Genomic DNA, 16,880 nt, shown 5'->3' with positions numbered 1-16,880 from the left:
GCACCTGGGTGATTGCTGTTTTGTGTGGGCCGGGACTGTGTATTGCTTGTTGGTGMCCCCGCTCGTGTCYRGKTGGCCGACGTGTCCGTGATGAACTTGCGAGCGACAACTGCTTGTCCTCTGTTCATTCGAGCCAGTCGCAAACGGTCTGCCGCGGTCGCGGTTCAACGCAGGCGCCTGGGTGATTGCTGTTTTGTGTGGGCCGGGACTGTGTATTGCTTGTTGGTGACCCCGCTCGTGTCCAGTTGGCCGACGYGTCCGCGACGAAGTCGCCAGCGACAACCATTCGTCCGCCGTGCATTTCAAATGTCGCGAACGCTCGATGCCGCAGTTGCCCCCAAACCCACCACATCGGCCCAACCCACACTTCCGAGCGAAGCGAGACCTAGCATTCCCCTGTTCGCGGCCCGGCTCGCGTCCGAGCGGCCGACGCGTCCGCGACGAAGTCGCCAGCGGCGGTCGCTCGGACGCGAGCCACMAAGGGGCCGCGAACACGCCGCGCCCGCGCGGCCGAAAACACAGCGCTGCCAATTCGACATCTCACCCTGTAGGTTGACCCCTCGTGGGTAAGAGCAAGCGCAACAGTCCTAAGCCCGGCGGGAGCCGGGCGCAGCGTCTCGCGGAGCGGCGGGCGGCGCTGGAGCAGGCGGCGCAGGCCGTCACGCGTCCGTTCGAGGGCTTGGCCGCGGAGTGCGATCTCGTCGCGCTGCGCGAGTTCGTTCCGTCGGCGACCGCTCAGCTGACGCTGTCGCCCGAGGTTGCGGCCGAGCGCCCGGTCGTGCTCGCCACGGTGCTGCCCGGCGCGGTGGCCGCGCTGGTGCGGGCCGATGATCAGCCGAGCGGCTACGTCGGCGCGCAGGTGCAGTTTCAGGGCGCCGATCCGGCCGCTGATCTCGCCGCGGCGATCCTGTGGACGCAGTCGGCCGAGCCCGGCGACTCGTTGACCTCCGTGGAGAGCGTGGCGGGCGGCCCGAGGTTGGCCGACGTGATCGAGCCCGGCGTGGGGCTGGATCTCACTGTGCACCAAGACTTCGACTGGTGGGTGCCCGAGGGCGTCGATCCCGACCCGCAGGTCGCGGCGACCATCGAGCAGGCCAAACAGGCGATCATGCCGTCGGCGCGGCTCGGGCTGGACGTGGACGCGGTCGGCGCGGCCTGGTGGGTGGACGCGGGCGAGAAGGCCCACATCCGCTGGGTCCGGCCGGAGGATGAGGACGACCTGATGCAGGCCTTGGCCCGTCTGCACGCGTCGGGTGGTCTGCACCTCGGTGACGGCTCGCGGTTCGCGGGCTCGTTCCGCACGCACGGCGTGCTGGTGCCGGTGTTCGACCTGGATCGTGAGCGGCATGCCGACGAGTGGGTGAAGCCTGCCGTCGAGTTCGGCGCCCGGCTGGCGGAGGCACTGGCCACCGATGCTCCGCTGACGGCCGACGAGCGGCGTTCGCGCGACGGCCTGCGGTCTCGTCAGATCACCCTGCGCTGAGCCGGGAAATTGTCGCCCGAAATTTTGTCGGGTTTTCGATGCCATCGAACGCCGGTGGGAGGTAAGGGCAGTCTCTCCGAACCGATTCGAAAAGTGGTGAAGCCATGGACGCGCTGCTCGATTCGGCGAGCGTTCAGTAGGGCATTCCTATAACACGGCGACAGGCCCAGCTCCTCGTGAAGAGCTGGGCCTGTTGCTTTTCGGAAAACGTCGTCAGACGCTGCCGCCCGCCGCCGAAGGGGCACCGGACGTATCGCTGGGGCCGCTCATTTCCCTGGCGATGAATTCCTCGAGGTCGAACAGGTTCGACCCCGCGCGATCGGCGATGGTGAGCAGGGTCGTCATATTGGCGACCTCTTCGACCTGCTCCTTCAGGAACCACTGCATGAACTGTTCGCCGAGGTAGTCGCCCTCTTCCCGGGCCGTGCTCGCCAGCTGGATGATCTGGTCGGTGACTGTTTTCTCCTGGGCGAGGGCCAGCGCGATCGGTTCGCGGGCAGTCTCGAAGTGGGATTTGGCGGCATCGACGCCGGAAAGCTCGATACTGATATCCCGATCGAGGAAGTACTGCACGATCATCATCGCATGGTTGCGTTCTTCGACCGCTTGCGCGTAGAAACGCTTGGCCAACTGGGGCAGATCCGCGTTATCGAACCACACCGCGATCGCAATGTATTGATGTTCGGCATTGAATTCGTGCCGGATCTGGTCGTGCAGCAGGCCATGAAATTTGCTGCGGGGGGATTCCGGATGGCTGGACATAGCAGCGACATTAGCTCTGGTCACGCGGCATGTCATCCAAGTGCAACCTTATTGAGGCTAGTGTTGCCTAATTAATTCTTCGCTGCCCCTGCCATTTTCGGCGCCGTGCCGTCGAAGGGTTGCTGCGCCCGAAGCTCGCGGGCGACGAACTCCTCGACGTCGAACAACTGACCCGCGGCACGATCGATGACAGTCAGCAGCGTGGTCGTTCTGGCTACGTTCCGCACCTGTTCTTCGAGGAACCACTGGATGAATCGCTCGCCGAGATAGTCACCGGACACGCGCGCCGCGCGGGCCAGGTCGCTGATCTGTGCGCTGTGGGTCTGTTCGATCTCCAGCAGGAAAGCTATTGCGGCGCGCGGGTCTTCGAAGGTCGAGCGGATCTCGTCCAATCCGCCGATCTGCACATAGAGGTCACGGTCGAGGAGGTATTGCACCATCCGCAGGGCGTGCGCGTACTGCTCCCGCGACCGGCCGTAGCCGTGTCCGGCCAACTGCGGCAACCGTTTCGCGTCGAAGTACACGGCGGCGGCGAGATACTGCTGAGCGGCGGTGAACCCGTGACGGATCTGTGCGCGCAGCAAGTCGGGGAAGGACTCAGCGACATCGGTGTCCGGCATGTCATCGACGCTACCTGGTCAGCAGATCCTCCGGCACGGGCTGGTCCTTGGCGAGCGCCTCGAAGAACCGGCTCGCCTTGTTCTTGTCCCACAGCAGCACGTTGCCGCTATCGGTGTCGGCGAATCCGCCGACCGGCACCGCCGTCGCGACCGTTTCGCCCTTCAGCGCCCAGCCGAGCCTCGCCAGGTCCCAGATGTGGTCGCCGTCGTCGACCTTCAGCGACTTTGCCGTGTCGGTGGCCAGCGGCCAGAGCTTGAACGGGTTGGCAAGGGTGGCACCGCTGGTCGCCTTCTTCAGGAGGGCGGCCATGAAGATCCGCTGGTTGTTCATCCGGTCCAGGTCGGCGAGGGCGGTGGCGCGGCTGCGCACGAAGCCCAGTGCCTGGGGGCCGTCCAGCCGCTGGCAGCCCGCCTGCAGGTCGATGCCTGCGAGCGGGTCGTCGATGGGCTTCGGGACGCACACGTCGATGCCGCCGAGCGTATCGACCACGCTGGCGAAGCCGCCGAAGCCGATCTGCGCGTAATGGTCGACGCGCACGCCGGTGGCGATCTCCACGGTTTGCACGAGCAGCGCCGGGCCGCCGAGGGCGAATGCGGCGTTGAGCTTGTCCTTGCCTTGGCCGGGGATGCTCACGTAGGAGTCGCGCGGCAGGCTGACCAGGGTGGTCTTACCCGATTCGGAAACATGTACCAGCATGATCGTGTCGGTGCGCTCTGGCCCGACCTCGCCGCCGGTGGCGAGCTCCTGCTCCTGCTCAGGGCTCAGGCCGCCGCGTCCGTCGGAACCGACCAGCAGCCAATTCGTGCCGGGCGTGTTTCCGACTCGGTCGGCGTAGTTCGCCAGGGCGGGGATCCGGTTCAGCGAGCGGTCCAGCTGGATCACGGCTCCGACGGCGGCGAGTACCAGGACCAGCAGCAACACCAGGAACCAGCGGAAGGGGTGGCGCTTGCGGCGGGGTCGGGGCGCTCGCGGCGGCCGCTCGCCGTGTGGCGGCCGTGGCGGTGGCGGTGGACCTTCGTGGTACGGACGCGGCTGCTGCGTAGGTGCGTGTGGCGGTCCCTCGCCGTACCGGACTGGGCGCTGGGTGGGGGCGTGCGGTGGGCCTTCGTGGTGCGGGACCGGGCGCTGGGTCGGCGCATGCGTGCGTCCGTGCGAGGGTTTGCGCGGCGGCACCGGCGCCGGCGGGACCTGCGAATAGGCGAGTGGCGGCGGATACGGACCAGCTGCGCCGTCGCGCCGCAGCACCTGGGTGGGCTCGATGCGCGGTGGTTGCGGATCACCCGCCGCCGGCGCGGCGCGCCGCATCCGGGGCTCGCCTGGCCGGCCGGGCGGCGGCACCCGGCGCATCCGCGCGTTGCGCTGGGGGTCGTCGCCGTTCATCACTGAGACTCTACTTATCGGGCGGGCTCCGGGTGCCGCGTGTGTCGGCACCGAGGTGGACGCTGTCCTCCGTAATTCGCGGGGGAAACCCAGCCGTTAGCGCGCCGGAGGAAACAGTTGCGTCACGGAAGCCACGAAACATGGCCGCGCAGAACTGTATAGCCGAGGTAGGCGATCGTGTCGATGGTCGCGTGCGCGAGCACCAGCGGCCACAGCCGGTTCGTGCGCTGCCAGTATCGTCCGAAGATGAATCCCATCACCAGATTTCCGAGCCCGCCGCCTAGACCCTGGTACAGGTGGTAGCTGCCACGCAGCAGGGCCGAGGCCAGCAGCGCGGAGTTGGCCGACCAGCCGAGCCTGCGCAGCCGGGTGATCAGAAACGCCACCACGACGACCTCCTCGGCCACCGCGTTTGCGCAGGCCGACAGGATCAGCGCGGGCAAACGCCACCAGTAGTCGCCGAGCGAGGCGGGCACGATCGTCACGCTGAAGCCCAAGGCGTGCGCGACGAGATACAGCGCGAGCCCTGGCAACCCGATGCTCGCGGCGAGCACCATGCCAGGCAGTACATCCGCGCGCCACCGGATCCGGTTCGCCAGGCCGATCAGTCGCGGTCCCATGCCGCCGCGCCACAGCAGATACAGGCCGAGCGCCGCCCACCCGGCCAGGCGCAGCACGCTGAGCAGCTGGAAGAGCAGATCGATCGTGGACTGGGTGGATCGCGACGGATTCAGCGCGACGGTCCGTCCGCGGACCCCGCCTGGTGCGAGCGCACTGTCCACCAGCGCGAGGGCCGCGTTCAGCCCGCTGAGGCCGAATGTGACGAGCAACACCACGAGGATCTCGAGTTTGATCCCGAGCCGCTCCCGATCCGTCGGCTCGGTCTCGTCCCACTCGGCACCGGACTTCGCACGCATGCGTCGAATCTATTGCGCGCGGACCGCGGGGTGCGCGGCGCGTCAGCGTCGGAATTCCTCCGATCGGGATCGGTGCGCGCGCGAACCCGGGTCCCGAGGGGGCTGGTCGACAGAACCGCGGCCATGGTCCGGCGCTGGTTGCGGCCGGCTCCGTGGACCGCGAAATCAGATGCGGCGCAGGCCGTTGAGGAACGGGCAGCCGGCCAGGGTCCGCACGGCACGGCTGAGCGCCTCGATGTCGTCGGCCGGTGCGCTGAACGGCAGGCGGAAGTCGTGGTCGCCGTCGAGTCCTTCGACGCGCAGGGTGAGGCCGTAGCGGTCGATGGCGAGCGGGTGCACGATGCCGCGCTGGAGGCTGGGCGGCAGGTGCCGGGACAGCTGGGCGAGGACGTCGGCGTGGTCGGCGTCCATGTGCTGCAGCCAGGCGGATTCCATGGCGCAGAACGGATCCGGTTGGGCCTGCCGTAGCTCGTCGCTGCTCACCGATTCCGCACCCGTCGAGTCGGCCACCACCGCGGAGCCGATCACCAGTCGCAGCAGGGTTGCGCCGTGGCCGATGTCGAGCAGGCCGGGATGCGGGTTCTCCCTGGCCACTTCGCCGGCCAAGGCGCGTTGCGCCCGCGCGGGCACCGCGCGTACCCAGCCGCGCAACCAGACCAGTGCGCGCACCGGTTCGCGTAGCGGCAGCGGTGCGTGGTCGGTCAGCTCGAGCACCGCGGGTGCTCCGCTGTCGCCCGAATTGCCCGCCAGGAACGCCGCGACCGAGGTGGTCGGCACCGCGATCACTGCGTCACCGCACTGACGCACGTGGTGCACGGAGGTGGGCGTCGTGTCGGTGCCCGGCATGGCCAACACCGCATGCTCGGCATGCGCGCAAGCGCTACGCACCCGCTCGGCGGTGGAAGGGGCGACAGTCGGGGTCGGACGCGGCATACAAACCTCCGGTAGTCGGGCGCTCAGCATGATTAGGTTACCCTAAGCTAAGTGAGGGACGTGGAATTTCGCAAGCGTTCCATGGAGCGAACTACCGCAGGCCCTGCGGATCGCCTGCGTTCGAGCCGCCTCGACGGGTTGTTACCGTGAGGACGTGGCAGAGCGGACGGAAGCGGCCGGGGAACCGGTGCTGGTGACGTTGTCGGTGCCCGCCCGGCGCAGCCTGGTCGACGATTTGGTGTGCGACGTCGGCGCAGGCGCGGTCGCGCCGATCCTCGGACTGGACGCGCCGGACGCTGAGATCGCCGATTTCCTCGCAGGTGTGGCGCACGCCGATAGCGGTTTCGTGGCACGCACTTCGTCCGGCGAACGAGCGCTGGCCATTGTCGCCGCGACGGCCGCAGCGCTGTGCGGCGACGACATCCGCGCCGCACTGAGCAACCCCGATGTCGCTTTCCTCACCGCGCTGAGACCGCCTGCGGTCGAGGCCGTTCGATCGGTCCTGCTCGCCATCGAAACCGAGGCCGTCGACCGGGTCACCAGCGCGTTGAGCGTGCTGACCGGCAGCTGAGCCGAAGAATTACGGCCGCTGTACACCCGTCGCGTGTGGCATGCTCGGCGCAATCCGCGAAGGCCGGGCGAACACGCAAGTACTGTCGTAACCGTGCCGCGAATCGCGTACTTCGGGCCGTCCGGAACCTTCACCGAGATGGCCCTCGCCGAACTCGAATCCTCGGGGGCCTTCGACGGGCCCGTCGAGCGGGTCGCCGCGCCCAGTCAAGGCGCCGCGTTGGACCTGATCCGCTCCGGCGACGTCGAGGGGGCGGTGGTGCCGATCGAGAGCTCGGTCGAGGGCTCGATCTCGGCAACACTCGACTCCCTGGCGATCGGCCCGCGCCTCCAGATCGTCGCCGAAACCGAGCTAGAGGTGAGCTTCACGATTCTCGGGAAGCCGGGGACGACCATGCGGGACGTGCGCACGCTCGCCGCGTATCCCGTGGCCGCCGCCCAGGTGCGGTTGTGGGTTTCACAGCACCTGCCGCACGCCCGGTTGTACACGTCGGCATCCAATGCCGCGGCCGCGGAAGATGTAGTGGCGGGCATTGCGGACGCCGCCGTCTCGACGGCGCTGGCGGGGGAACGACTCGGGCTGGTCGCGCTGGCCTCCGGTGTCGCCGACCACGAGCAGGCGATCACACGTTTCGTCCTGTGCACCCGACCCAGGGTGGCGCCGCACGCCACCGGAACGGACCGCACCTCGATCGTGCTCGAGCTGCCGAACGAGCCCGGTTCGCTGATGCGCGCGTTCGCCGAGTTCGCCACGCGCGGTATCGATCTGACCAGGATCGAGTCCCGTCCGACCCGAACCGGCATGGGCACCTACCGTTTCTATCTCGACTGCGTCGGACATATCGACGACACGGCGGTGGCCGAGGCGCTCAAGGCGTTGCACCGCACCGCGCGGATCCGCTTCCTCGGATCCTGGGCGGCGACCTCGGCGTCCGGCATGCCACCGCCATCGGACGAAGCGGCGGCGGAGTGGTTGGTTCAGCTGAGAAAAGGGGTGGCGGACCTGTGAGCGGAAGGTTGATCCTGGTCCGGCACGGAGAGACCGAAGGGAATGTCGCCAAGCTGCTCGACACCAGGGTGCCGGGCTTGCCGCTCACCGAACGCGGTGCCGCACAGGCGAAGACGTTCGGCGAGGGGCTGCTCGATCCGCCGAAAGTTCTGTTCAGCTCGGCGGCGTTGCGTGCACGGCAGACGGCGAACTACATCGAGGCGGCGACCGGTGTGCCCGCCACCGTGCTCGACGGTTTGCACGAGGTGCAGGCCGGTGAGCTGGAAGGACAGCACAGCGAAGAGGCGCACCGGACCTTTCAGCGAATTTACCGTGCCTGGCACAACGGCGACCTCACCCAGCGCGTGCCAGGAGGGGAATCCGGCCAGGATGTCCTGGACCGGTTTTTGCCCGCGATCGTGCAGCTGCGGGAGACCTATCTGGCGCCCGAATCGGGCGATGGCGATGTGCTGCTGGTCAGCCACGGCGCCGCCATGCGACTCGTCGGCCGCACGCTCGCCGGTGTGCAACCACCATTCACGACGAACAACCATCTGGACAACACCGAAACCATCGAGCTGGTCTCGATGCCCGACGGTGGGTGGGAGTGTATTCGTTGGGGCCGGTTCACCCCACCGTTCGGTTACGACGTCGCGCCGACTTCCGACGACCCGATGGGTTAGGCCGAACGCCCACCGGTAGTGCGACGGCCGGTGGCCCGCACCCGGGCCCGGTCGGCAGTCCGCCGCGGACGGGAATCCACCGATCGGTGCGCCCTCCCGCCACGTACGAAACGGATCTATGCTCGGCTAGTGGGCCGTTCCCGCAGATATGCCGTTGCGGCACTGTGGATCATTTTCACCGCCGGCGCTTACTTCGTGGCTGCTCAGATCGGGCTGCGACTGGCGCTGGTGGGCAACCAGGTCACCCCACTCTGGCCCCCGACCGGGGTCGGCGTTGCGTGCCTGCTGCTGCTGGGATTGCGGATCTGGCCGGGCATTGCCCTCGGCGCTTTCGCGGTGAACATCCTGCTCGGACCGACGGCGCTCGCCGTACTGATAATCGCCGCCGGGAACACACTGGCACCAGTCGCCGCGTATCTGCTGCTCGAGCGGATGGGATTCCGCCGGAATTTCGACAGGGTCGCCGACGTGCTGGCGCTGGTCTTCCTGGGTGCCATGGTCGGAATGCTGATCAGCGCCACCGTTGGCAGCCTGACCCGCGTCGTCGCCGGCGCCACCCCCGCACACGAGTTCTGGGGGGCCTGGTCGGTGTGGTGGACCGGTGACGCGATGGGTGTGCTCCTGGTCACCCCGCTCATCCTCGTCGCCTGGTCCTGGCGAATACCCACCCGGGTCAGCCCGTTGCGGGTACTCGAGGCCGTGACACTGATTCTCGGCACGTTTGTCGTCGTTCTGGTGGCCACGCTCCAGTCGGCACACCTGCTGTTCATGATCTTCCCGTTCCTGATCTGGGCGGCACTGCGCTTTCACCTGTCCGGCGCGCTGCCGTGCGCCCTGGTCGGGTCGGTCGTCGTCATCTTCGCCGCTTCTCGGAACTTCTCCACATTCATCGGCCTCGACCTCACGGCCAAGATGATCACGCTGCAGGCATTCAACGGGTCCGTCGCCCTCACTGCCCTGCTGCACGCGACGATCACGGCGCAGCGCGACCGCGCCAGGGCAGCTCTAGATGAGGCCTGCGCGCAGCTCGCCCACGCGGCAATCATCCTGAATCGGGGCCGCCCACTGGAGGGCCTCACTGACATCCTGAACCGGGTCAAGTCACCCATCCAGTGATCCGCGCCCGGAATACAGCTGGTCGCCGATCGAGATGGGGCCCATGGGGGGCGCCAGTACCGTGCTGTCAGGACACATTGTCGGTGTCCAGCTGCCCACCCCACTCCCAGGCTGCCGACCACGGTCGTGCTGGCGACGGCGCCGCCAGCACCAGGCCTGTTACCGCTTTATCGGCGCAGGAGCCATGCACTTACCGAGTGCCGTCGCAGTGTCAGGACACCGCGTGTTCAGGAAAGCTTCGGGTTCCTCGGGAAGTCTTCGCGTTCCGGCAGTGAGTCGATCAGATCCTGTATCGCCGTGCGCAGTCGTGCGGTGGTTCCGCTGCTGAGTGAGGTCCACTTGACGCCGTCGTCGGACTTGCTTGCGGTCGCGATGAATCGTCCTGCGCGCGTGTTGAATACGGCGATGTGGTTGTCGGTCACATCCCGGGTGCCGTCGCCGTACACCACGCCGACGATCTCGGCATACGAGTGGATCTCGACCAGGGCGGCGGCCAGGGTTCTCGCATCGTGCGCAGGGTTGCCGACCTTCGTCAGTCGTTCCGCGGTGGCCGCGGCGTCACCGGTGTCTCCGAAGATCGTGGCGAGCTGGCCGGTCGGAGCGTTCATGCCGTAGAGCTCGAGTGGTTCGGCGTAGCCGAGTGCCGCAAGAACTGTGCCAGGCAGATCGATCCCCGCCTCGTCGATGACGTAGGAGTCCTGTCCGCGAAGAGCGACAACCGAGAGGTCGACGCTCTTCGCCAGACAGAAGCGACTGACGTACCCATCGACAATCAACCGCAGCGGGATGATCCAGTGCGGCCGGTTCAGTGCGCGCAGCCGGTCCTCCAGATCGAGGTGCACCACATCATCGATGAGTAGCTCCCGCTGGGTGAGGGACTCGGCGGCCGCGTCCATCGCCGCCCTGTGGTTGGTCACGTTGTCGTAGCGTCCCCTCGCGTTCAACACGACCGGGACCTCGATCTCCAGCTTCTCCAGGAGAAACTGCATCTCGTCGAGGGACAGGACGACCGCCTCGAGCGTCGATGGGCCATGGCCCGCACCGAGTACGGTCACCTAGCCGTCCCGCTGAAGTCACCACCGCCGATGACCCCATCGGCGGCAAACCGACCGTCGTTGAAGTGCTCGGTCGACCGCAGGTAGTCCCGGCCGCTGTGCTCGGTCTCCTCGTCCTCGGCGCTGCGGGCCTGGTTCCCCAGCAGGGGGTTGCCGTTGCCCGTATTCGCCGACCGGACCGGCGCCGCGTCGACCCGGTTGACCGCGACGGACTCCTGCGCTGGGGAGCCGCCACCGATCGTGCCGTTCGTGCCCCAGCCTTCCGGGAGCTTGAGGGAGCCATTGTTCATGCCCGCCGGGGATCCGGTGCCGGAGAACGACACGGCGCGGGTCGCGGCGGCGCTACCGGCGGTAGCCACACCGGCGCCCATGGCCATCGGAGCGATGCCGACCATGGCGGGCGCGGTGTTGGTGGCCGCGGCGATCGCGCTGCCCGCGACATTTCCGACGGTCGAAACACCGGTGGTGGCGATCGAACCGACAGCCTGGGCGGCCTGTGTGGCAGCGCTCGCCACGCCGGGGTTGCTCAAGAACGCCTGCGTGGCGGCAACGGCGGTCTGGATCGGATCGGCCGGGACCTCGAACGCCGCGTCTGCCGCTTGCCCGGGGCTGGCCGTTCCGGCGCCGCTGGCGATCGGTGGCGGCATCAGGAACTCGGCGGGGGTCGCGAGCATGGCGCTTGTCGCGGCCTCGTAGGTCTCCATGACCAGCGCGGCACGGATGTCCATGAGGTTCCTGGCGACCTCCGCGGCTTCGAAGGCGCCGGTCAACACCCCCGGCGGGTTCGCGGAGGCGGCCAGGGCGGTGTTGACGGCCGCGATCTCCGGCGGGCTCGGCATAGCCAACGCGGCGACGGTGTATGCGATGACGTTCCCCGCAGCCTTCGCACCCATCGCGGCCGCTTGGACGCCCTGCTGTTCGGACCAGCCGAGGAAACCTGTGAGCCTGCTCAGGGCGGCGATACCGTTGATGCCCTGCATGCCGACTCCGAGTTCGGCCATCACCCTGGCGACAGTCGTTGTCGCGTCGACCCAGGCGGCGGTGAGACCGCCCCAGGCGGTGGCGGCCGCCGAGATCGGAATCGCGTGCGCGCCCGCGTGAAGGGTGGCCGAATTGATCTCCGACGGTCGGGCGGCCCAGATCACCCCGGTGACTCCTGCAACCATGTTTGTCTTCTCCCCTGACTAGATGCTGCTGACGGGTGGTCTCGGTGTCGGAACTACACCTGGATGGCGTTGATGCCTGTGGCCCGCACCACATCTCCGGCGATGTGCTGGGCCAACTGCATGCGCAGCGTTGCGGCGGCGTGGTGGCATTCCAGAATGGCCTGCGCGACAGCACGATCGTGGGACATCGCCCCTTGGTTGAAATGACCGGCGCCGAGGAACGAGACTTCCTCCGCGCCAGAGGGCAGCACGTGCGTCGCGGGCGCGGTTATCGCTGCTGCGGCGGCCAGTCGCTCGGCAACGAGGTCGAGTTCGGCCGCGGCGGCGAGAATGGCTTCGGGTGCGATCAGTACGTGTCCGACCATGACTCGACTCCTTCTAGTGGTTATGGGGCGGAACCACGAGAATTCCCCCTACGAGTGATAGGACGCGACAGCAACGCGATCGGTTCCATCGAATCCCCTACTTTCCGGTCTCCCTGCCGATTACACACCCATCGTTCCGGGTACGCCATTCAGCTCGGTCAAGACTAGCCCCATCCCAGCTCATGCAGACGGTCTTCGTCAATCCCGAAATAGTGTGCGATTTCATGGATCACAGTGATCGCCACCTGTCGCACCACCTCCGATTCGTCGGCGCAGATGTCGAGAATGGCCGCGCGGTAGATCGTGACGGTGTCCGGAAGCGTTCCGCCGTAATGGCTGTCGCGTTCGGTGAGCGCGATGCCGTGATAGAGCCCGAGTAGGTGTGGATCCTCCGGATCGCGCGGTTCGATCAGCACGACCACGTTGTCGATCGCACGGGTCAACTCAGGCGGGATGAGATCGAGCGCGTCACCGACCAGTTCCTCGAACCGGTCCGCGGACATCGAGACGGGCATCGGCGCCGGTCTACCTCGGCTTGGACTGCGGCGGCAGCGGGGCTGCGCCGGGCAGCGGCGCGGGGGTCGAGCGCCCGCTGTTCGGCGGCGGCACCGGTGCCTGGCCGTTGATCAGGATGTCCCCCTTGGCCGAACCGGTGATCGGCGCGAAGCCTTCCCGATCGGCCCCCTTGCCGAGCATGCAATCCAGCTTGCGGCTGCCCGCCATCCAGCTGCGGGCGTCGATGTAGTCGAAGAACAGAGTCAGCGTCTTGTTGCGGATCACGTCCGGGCCGCCGAGATAGTCGGTCGAGGTCCGCGCGCACTCCTCCTCGACGAGTTTGTCCTGCTCCTCCTTCGGCGGCGGTCCGCCGTTGAAACGCGTGCCCAGGTCGATGGTGGAGACGATCTCCACGGCGTGAGGCTGTGCGCAATCCACCGGATCGGTCGGCAGGTTCTGGTTGATGCCGAGGCACATGCCCGGCTCGTACACCTTGGACTGGTCGTGCTCGGCGGCGCGGCCGACCGAAGGTGGCGTGCCCGCGCTGGCCGCTACCTGCAGTCCGCAGCGCAGCGTGCGGTCACCGTGCTGCCAGCCGTCCGGGCTGGGATACATCAGGCCGACGATGTATTTGCCGCGCGGATCGAAGTGCCCGGACATGTACTCCTGCACCGCCGGAACGCAGTGCTCCTCCTTCAGTTCGGTGAGCCGCAGTGAGTCCGGGAACCGCGAGCCGGGGCCGAACTCCTTGCCCGGATACCTGCTCATGTCGATATCGGCCGCGACCTCGAACATGTGCTTGCTCGAGCAGTTCACCTTGACCAGGTCGGACCGATCACTCCTGGTCCAGCTCAGGCAGTCGCCCGTCGCGGCGGTGCCGAACTCCTTGTCCAGCACGGTCTGCGCGGGCGAGCCCGGGTTGTGCGCCTCCAGGCCCTCGTTGTCGAAGCCGGTCACGAACAGCGTCACCAGGGCAGCCAGAACCGCGCCGCCGGCCACCGCGAACAGACCCCAGCGCAGGGTCGGCGCGGACAGATGCAGGTCGCCGTCGGACACCGCGGCCTTCGCGGAATCGAACAATCGGCGAACCTCGTCGGCGCGCGTCGACGCGCCGCGCCTGAGCTTCTGCGGGGGCACATGTGCGGGTGACATCGCGATCCATCATGGCAGTGTCTGCGCCGCGGTGCTACGACCTGGCCTGATCGACACGAGCCCCGCGCGTCGGGTCAGCCGCGCAACGCCGAAAGGAAGATCCCGGGCAGCCTGGCCGGGTTGGCGCTCGCGTAAAACTCGGTCAGCCTCCGTCCGGTCGTCGCGGCGGTGGCGTTGTCGACGAACCACGGCGGCTTCGGCGAGAGGGCGGGCTCGCCGTGCAACAGCGAGCGCGGCACGGGCCGGAATGGACCGCGCACCACCGTGCGCTCCACGTCGTTCAGGAGAAAAGCGTTGTGCACCATGCCGATTCCGCTCTGCACGTCGTCCAGGGTGTGCCCGGGGAAGGCGCCCCATGCCGCGCGCGGCGCGAGGAAGGCAAGCCCGGTCCAGGTGTTCACCGCGATCGCGCCGTAGCGCAGCCGCTCGATCGCGCGGTCGAAGCCGATGCCGAGCCTGCGGATGGTCGCCGGATGGGCGATGACGTTCGCGCCGAGCGTTCCGGTCAGCTCGGTGTTCGCGAACTCCACCGCACGGTGCAGGAACTCACCGCCCGCGTAAGGCAGTTCGACCACGCCGAGCACGGGCGAGAAGTATTCGGTACGCAGCAGCGGCGTGTCGGTGCGCGGCAGCTGCTCGACCAGGACCCGGCCCGCGCCGGGGCCGAGGCGCTCGGCATCCGGATAGGACGCAAGCGCGTCCGCGACACGCCCATCGCTGCCCGGGTAGTACGCGGCACGCTGCGGCGCCCGCTCGATCGCGGCACGCAGCTCGGCGAGGAATTTGTCCTTGCGATCCCAGTCCGCGCCGAGCACGATCGCCTGCGCGGCGACGCAGTTGTAGCCGCCGTTGTGCAGCCGGTGGGTCGCCACATGCTGGGCTTGGTAGCGCAGATCGGCGTCGGACCAGTCGCCGGGCACCACGATGGTCGGTGAGACGCCGCCCAGCTCGCTGGTGATCGGTTTGTCCAGCAGCGGCCGGTGCTCCTTCTTGCGCTCCAGCCCCTCCAGGCCCGGGCCCCACACGATCGCGTCGTGCGTGTGCGCGCTCCCGGTCATGTGCACGTGCGCGACGTCGTCGTGGTGTACCAGGTAGCTGCCCTCCGCCGCGCCCCCGGTGAGAATCCGCAGCACGCCCAGCTCGAGCAGCGGCGCGAACACCATCTCGAACACCGTGTACAGCGGGTCGGTGATCGGGTTCAGCTTCAGCGCGACCACCCGGTTGTGCGCGTACAACTCGTAGAGCGCGTCGAGCGGCGCGATAGAGGTGATGTTGCCCGCGCCGAGGACGGCGCCGATGCCGCCGGTCGTGGTGGGATCGAGCTGGGCGAGCCCGGCCTGTTTGCGCGCGGTCTCCGCGTCGACGCCGGGACGCAGCCACACCTCGCCGCGGAAGCCGTTGAGCAGGAGCCGGTCGTACACGCCCCGCGGAAGGATCGGCACCGCGATCCGTCCGCCCGGCGCTTCCCGCAGTGCGATGCCGGTCAGCGGGCTGTATCCGGTCTCCAGCGTGGAGAGGCTCGCCGAGAGCGCGGCGGTGGCCTGCAACAGGGCGAGCGGTCCGGACATCCACTCCTCGCCGACCAGCGGCGAGTCCTCGTCCAGTCCCTTGATGGTGCGTGCCGCCCGTACCCAGTCCTCGGCGAAGCGTCCGGTTCGGGCATGGATCTCGTCGAGCAGTTCGCGGCGACGGCGCAGCGAGGTCGCGGCCCATGCCTTCTCGCCCGCGCAGAGGTCGGCCAGCGCGTTGTCGATGGCTGTCTCGTCGAAAGGGGTACCCACAACCCAACTATGCGCGCGATCCTGGGCCGTTGGCTCACATCCTGGGATATCGGCGTGAAAAGGCAACACGGCGACCACTAGGCTGATGGCCCATGATCGACCTCCGATTCCTGCGGGACAACCCCGACGCGGTCCGTGCCTCGCAGCGCGCCCGCGGCGAAGACCCCGCCCTCGTCGACGCCCTGCTCGAGGCGGACGCGGCGCGACGTGCCGCGGTGGCCACCGCGGACAACCTGCGTGCCGAGCACAAGGTGATGGGCAAGCTGATCGGTAAGGCGAGCAAGGAGGAGCGGTCCGCGCTCCTCGCGCAGGCGCAGGAGATGTCGGTCAAGGTCAAGGAGGCCGAGGTCGCGCAGCACGCCGCCAACGCCGACCTGGACGCCGCGCACCGCGCCATCTCGAATGTGGTGCAGGAGGGTGCGCCCGCGGGCGGCGAGGACGACTACGTCGTGCTCGAAACCGTCGGTACGCCAAGGGGGTTCGACTTCGAGCCGAAGGACCATCTGGAGCTCGGCGAGTCGCTCGGCCTGATCGACATGGAGCGCGGCGCGAAGGTCTCGGGCGCGCGGTTCTACTTCCTCACCGGCTATGGCGCGCTGCTGCAACTGGGTCTGCTGCAGCTGGCCGCGCAGAAAGCCGTGACCAACGGCTTCACCATGATGATCCCGCCGGTGCTGGTTCGTCCGGAGATCATGGCGGGCACGGGGTTCCTCGGCAAGCATTCGGCAGAGGTGTACCACCTCGAGGACGAGGACCTCTACCTCGTCGGTACCTCGGAGGTGCCGCTGGCCGGCTACCACGCGGACGAGATCCTCGACTTGAGCGGCGGGGCCAAGCGGTATGCGGGCTGGTCGTCGTGTTTCCGCAGGGAGGCGGGCAGCTACGGCAAAGACACCCGCGGCATCATCCGCGTGCACCAGTTCGACAAGGTGGAGATGTTCGTCTTCACCACTCCGGAGGAGGCCGACGCCGAGCACCAGCGGCTGCTCGAGTGGGAGCGGGACATGCTCGCGGCCGTCGAGGTGCCATATCGGGTGATCGACGTCGCCGCCGGTGATCTGGGCAGCTCGGCCGCGCGCAAGTTCGACTGCGAGGCATGGGTGCCCACTCAGCAGACCTACCGGGAACTCACCTCGACCTCCAACTGCACCACCTTCCAGGCCCGTCGTCTCGCCGTCCGCTACCGCGATGAGAACGGAAAGCCGCAGATCGCAGCCACTTTGAACGGTACTTTGGCGACGACTCGCTGGATCGTGGCGATACTGGAGAATCATCAGCAAGCCGACGGCTCGGTGCGTGTTCCGGCGGCACTGGTTCCGTTCGTCGGCACCGACGTGTTGCGACCGCCGAACTAGGCGCGCGCAATGATCTTCAAGTGAATAGCCACCGGTTCGCCGCACCGGATTCCCGGGA

17 protein-coding genes are annotated in these 16,880 nt (G+C 67.8%); 6 read left to right on the top strand and 11 right to left on the bottom strand.

Annotated elements, in window-relative coordinates; genetic code table 11:
• Window positions 1–562: 562 nt before the first annotated feature.
• Complete coding sequence (locus AB4Z47_RS21525) at window positions 563–1,483, top strand: DUF5926 family protein (RefSeq protein WP_441953097.1); 921 nt, start codon at window positions 563–565, stop codon at window positions 1,481–1,483.
• Between the two features lie 213 nt (window positions 1,484–1,696).
• Here AB4Z47_RS21525 and AB4Z47_RS21520 read toward each other — a convergent pair whose 3' ends face one another.
• The 5 genes from AB4Z47_RS21520 to AB4Z47_RS21500 form a co-directional block, all read right to left on the bottom strand.
• Entirely contained in the window at window positions 1,697–2,245 is a 549-nt protein-coding gene (locus AB4Z47_RS21520; protein WP_441953096.1) for a ferritin, read from the bottom strand.
• 71 nt (window positions 2,246–2,316) lie between these two features.
• Complete coding sequence (locus AB4Z47_RS21515; RefSeq protein ID WP_441953095.1) at window positions 2,317–2,865, bottom strand: ferritin; 549 nt, start codon at window positions 2,863–2,865, stop codon at window positions 2,317–2,319.
• 10 nt (window positions 2,866–2,875) lie between these two features.
• Window positions 2,876–4,246 carry an LCP family glycopolymer transferase gene (locus tag AB4Z47_RS21510; protein WP_441953094.1) on the bottom strand — a complete coding sequence of 457 codons (1,371 nt, stop codon included), beginning with the start codon at window positions 4,244–4,246 and terminating at the stop codon, window positions 2,876–2,878.
• A gap of 122 nt (window positions 4,247–4,368) precedes the next feature.
• Window positions 4,369–5,163: a CPBP family intramembrane glutamic endopeptidase gene (locus AB4Z47_RS21505; RefSeq protein ID WP_441953093.1), complete on the bottom strand. Its 795-nt coding sequence runs from the start codon at window positions 5,161–5,163 to the stop codon at window positions 4,369–4,371.
• Window positions 5,164–5,328: 165 nt separating this feature from the next.
• Window positions 5,329–6,096 carry a DUF2470 domain-containing protein gene (locus tag AB4Z47_RS21500; RefSeq protein ID WP_441953092.1) on the bottom strand — a complete coding sequence of 256 codons (768 nt, stop codon included), beginning with the start codon at window positions 6,094–6,096 and terminating at the stop codon, window positions 5,329–5,331.
• Window positions 6,097–6,250: 154 nt separating this feature from the next.
• Between AB4Z47_RS21500 and AB4Z47_RS21495 the strand changes: the two genes are divergently transcribed.
• From AB4Z47_RS21495 to AB4Z47_RS21480, 4 genes are all read left to right on the top strand, one after another.
• Window positions 6,251–6,667, top strand: a complete 417-nt coding sequence (locus AB4Z47_RS21495; protein WP_441953091.1) for a hypothetical protein — start codon at window positions 6,251–6,253, stop codon at window positions 6,665–6,667.
• A 93-nt stretch (window positions 6,668–6,760) separates the two neighbouring features.
• Window positions 6,761–7,675, top strand: a complete 915-nt coding sequence (pheA, locus tag AB4Z47_RS21490; RefSeq protein WP_441953090.1) for a prephenate dehydratase — start codon at window positions 6,761–6,763, stop codon at window positions 7,673–7,675.
• Complete coding sequence (locus tag AB4Z47_RS21485) at window positions 7,672–8,337, top strand: histidine phosphatase family protein (RefSeq protein ID WP_441953089.1); 666 nt, start codon at window positions 7,672–7,674, stop codon at window positions 8,335–8,337. The genes pheA and AB4Z47_RS21485 overlap by 4 nt, the downstream gene beginning before the upstream one ends.
• Window positions 8,338–8,466: 129 nt before the next feature.
• Window positions 8,467–9,453, top strand: coding sequence for an MASE1 domain-containing protein (locus AB4Z47_RS21480; protein WP_441953088.1), 987 nt, complete (start codon window positions 8,467–8,469; stop codon window positions 9,451–9,453).
• A gap of 227 nt (window positions 9,454–9,680) precedes the next feature.
• Here AB4Z47_RS21480 and AB4Z47_RS21475 read toward each other — a convergent pair whose 3' ends face one another.
• The 6 genes from AB4Z47_RS21475 to AB4Z47_RS21450 form a co-directional block, all read right to left on the bottom strand.
• Entirely contained in the window at window positions 9,681–10,508 is an 828-nt protein-coding gene (locus tag AB4Z47_RS21475; protein WP_441953087.1) for an ESX secretion-associated protein EspG, read from the bottom strand.
• Complete coding sequence (locus AB4Z47_RS21470) at window positions 10,505–11,674, bottom strand: PPE family protein (protein ID WP_441953086.1); 1,170 nt, start codon at window positions 11,672–11,674, stop codon at window positions 10,505–10,507. Before AB4Z47_RS21470 ends, AB4Z47_RS21475 begins: the two co-directional genes overlap by 4 nt.
• A 53-nt stretch (window positions 11,675–11,727) precedes the next feature.
• Window positions 11,728–12,039 (bottom strand): PE domain-containing protein, encoded by a 312-nt coding sequence (locus AB4Z47_RS21465; RefSeq protein WP_327111376.1) that lies wholly within the window; start codon window positions 12,037–12,039, stop codon window positions 11,728–11,730.
• Window positions 12,040–12,203: 164 nt separating this feature from the next.
• Complete coding sequence (locus tag AB4Z47_RS21460) at window positions 12,204–12,554, bottom strand: metallopeptidase family protein (RefSeq protein ID WP_441953085.1); 351 nt, start codon at window positions 12,552–12,554, stop codon at window positions 12,204–12,206.
• Window positions 12,555–12,564: 10 nt separating this feature from the next.
• A complete protein-coding gene (locus AB4Z47_RS21455) occupies window positions 12,565–13,686 on the bottom strand; it encodes a septum formation family protein (RefSeq protein WP_441953084.1) in 1,122 nt (373 codons plus the stop codon).
• A 74-nt stretch (window positions 13,687–13,760) separates the two neighbouring features.
• Entirely contained in the window at window positions 13,761–15,467 is a 1,707-nt protein-coding gene (locus AB4Z47_RS21450) for an aldehyde dehydrogenase family protein (RefSeq protein WP_441953083.1), read from the bottom strand.
• Window positions 15,468–15,559: 92 nt separating this feature from the next.
• Here AB4Z47_RS21450 and serS point away from each other — a divergent pair, with 92 nt between their 5' ends.
• Complete coding sequence (gene serS, locus AB4Z47_RS21445) at window positions 15,560–16,822, top strand: serine--tRNA ligase (protein ID WP_441953082.1); 1,263 nt, start codon at window positions 15,560–15,562, stop codon at window positions 16,820–16,822.
• Window positions 16,823–16,880: the final 58 nt, after the last annotated feature.

This window comes from Nocardia sp. 2TAF39 (assembly GCF_052114905.1).
Classification (GTDB): Bacteria; Actinomycetota; Actinomycetes; order Mycobacteriales; family Mycobacteriaceae; genus Nocardia.
Note: the sequence above shows the minus strand (reverse complement) of the source record. Positions and strands in the feature narration are given on the sequence as shown.

Bases quoted from the DNA above. Each gene is read 5' to 3' on its own strand.
- AB4Z47_RS21520 (WP_441953096.1), bottom strand. From the start codon at position 2,245: ATGTCCAGCCATCCGGAATCCCCCCGCAGCAAATTTCATGGCCTGCTG.
- AB4Z47_RS21515 (WP_441953095.1), bottom strand. From the start codon at position 2,865: ATGCCGGACACCGATGTCGCTGAGTCCTTCCCCGACTTGCTGCGCGCA.
- AB4Z47_RS21510 (WP_441953094.1), bottom strand. From the start codon at position 4,246: ATGAACGGCGACGACCCCCAGCGCAACGCGCGGATGCGCCGGGTGCCG.
- AB4Z47_RS21505 (WP_441953093.1), bottom strand. From the start codon at position 5,163: ATGCGTGCGAAGTCCGGTGCCGAGTGGGACGAGACCGAGCCGACGGAT.
- AB4Z47_RS21500 (WP_441953092.1), bottom strand. From the start codon at position 6,096: ATGCCGCGTCCGACCCCGACTGTCGCCCCTTCCACCGCCGAGCGGGTG.
- AB4Z47_RS21470 (WP_441953086.1), bottom strand. From the start codon at position 11,674: ATGGTTGCAGGAGTCACCGGGGTGATCTGGGCCGCCCGACCGTCGGAG.
- AB4Z47_RS21465 (WP_327111376.1), bottom strand. From the start codon at position 12,039: ATGGTCGGACACGTACTGATCGCACCCGAAGCCATTCTCGCCGCCGCG.
- AB4Z47_RS21460 (WP_441953085.1), bottom strand. From the start codon at position 12,554: ATGCCCGTCTCGATGTCCGCGGACCGGTTCGAGGAACTGGTCGGTGAC.
- AB4Z47_RS21455 (WP_441953084.1), bottom strand. From the start codon at position 13,686: ATGTCACCCGCACATGTGCCCCCGCAGAAGCTCAGGCGCGGCGCGTCG.
- serS (WP_441953082.1), top strand. From the start codon at position 15,560: ATGATCGACCTCCGATTCCTGCGGGACAACCCCGACGCGGTCCGTGCC.